At 60.8% G+C, this 1,491-nt stretch carries 2 protein-coding genes; both read right to left on the bottom strand.

The features are described from left to right. Positions 1–124: 124 nt before the first annotated feature. A complete protein-coding gene (locus AVHM3334_RS23610) occupies positions 125–1,165 on the bottom strand; it encodes a type III effector (protein WP_284415865.1) in 1,041 nt (346 codons plus the stop codon). Beyond that, on the bottom strand, positions 1,059–1,491 hold a 433-nt coding region (locus AVHM3334_RS23615), incomplete at its 5' end, for a hypothetical protein (protein ID WP_284415866.1). The genes AVHM3334_RS23610 and AVHM3334_RS23615, both read right to left, overlap by 107 nt.

Consider the following 1,491-nt stretch of genomic DNA (forward strand, 5'->3'; position numbering starts at 1 on the left):
CCTTTATTTGCGTCTGCTCGCGCTGCTGGCCGAGCCGCCCATGGCGCTTGCCGCGAGGCCGCGAGAAGGAAAGCCTGGCTTACTCAGATTGGCTTGAAGCGGGTGGCGAATTTTGCAGGGCCGACTAGGTACCGTCAAACCGGTTTAACCCCGCACGGCCTCTTGTTTGTTTTTCTATGGTTTCTGCGGCCATATCGTCCATGGTCTGTCCGGCGGGTTCATTGTGGGAGTAATAAACGGTGCTTGGATCTTGTACCGCCAGTGCCTCGTCTCTCAAGTTGAGAGAGTGCCTGTTTTCCGAGAGGTATTTCAGCAGCCCATGTCCCACTGCAGGCCATTCCTTGCCATGCAGGAAAGCGTTGACTGCCGATTTTTCGACAGGGCTCACGTCATGCAAGGCGGATTGCGCCGCTTGCAAGGGCATGGCCCCTGGGGCGCGCTGATAGTGGGCGGGAAATTCGGGCTGGCGGTTGGTCGATTGAGAAAGCGTGCTTGCCACGGGGTACCCGGGCCATGCATCCACCACGACAGTGTCCGTCTCGCCCCAGCGCGGATCGCGGGGGTCGCCGATCAGGCAATAACCGTGGTCTTGGTGCTGGTCATTCACCATCAGGACCGGCGCATCGATTTTTTGGCCCGATAGAAGGGTGTATCCCACATCGGCGTGCTGACGACATTTGCCACCTTGATACAGGGCGACTTGCTTGCTTCCGATGATCGGTGCCATCGGCCGGGGATTTCGATCAAGCAACATGGCGACTCTGGCCGCAGATTCTCCTTGGCTGTGAACGATGTCCGCTTTTTGATTTCCTGCACCAAAAGGGAGAAGGCGTTTTGTCTTGAGCAGAACGTCCGTGGCGTTTCTCAAGTGATTCATGGTCTCGGACGAAACCTCCACCCGTGTGGCTGAGAAGGATGAAAGCCCAAGGGTTTCCGGCCGCACCGACCTGTGCAATTTCACGATGGGCGCTGTGTGAATCGCCTCACTCGAACTTCCTGTGAAGTCTTCGCGACCTGAAAAATGGTTTGAAATTTTTGGCATATTGGGTGAACCTTTTTTACAAGGCTGCCGCGAACTTTGAAGATGCGGTGGTGGAAAAGCGAAGCAACAAGCGATGAGCCGCAGATTTTTCAGATTGTTGCGATGCGCTCGATGCATCGGCATGGGTCTTCTCCAGCAGATTGCCGCAGGGGCCGTAGCGGTAGCGCCAGGGCCCGTGGGCGAGGACGCGGTTGTCGGGCCAGCGGTCGCGGGGGTGGCCGGGCAGGGGCGGCGCGTCCTGGCGCAGCAGGTCGAAGGCGGGGTCGTGGAACTGGCGGCGCACCTCGCCGGCCCAGTCGTCGCGGGCGCCTGCGCCGGCGCCGGCCGGGGGCGCCCAGGGATTGCCGGCGGGGTCGTAGCGGTAGTGCCGGGCCTGGGTGCCTGGCCACTGGGCGGCGGCCAGCCGGCCGGCTGCATCGTAGGCATGCTGCAAGGCGCCATGCGGCGTG

Origin of the sequence: Acidovorax sp. SUPP3334, assembly GCF_030159055.1 — a bacterium.
Taxonomy (GTDB): Bacteria; Pseudomonadota; Gammaproteobacteria; order Burkholderiales; family Burkholderiaceae_C; genus Paracidovorax.

What these genes read in the sequence shown, in the direction of transcription:
- AVHM3334_RS23610 (WP_284415865.1), bottom strand. Translation starts at nt 1,165, where the DNA reads ATGCCGATGCATCGAGCGCATCGCAACAATCTGAAAAATCTGCGGCTC.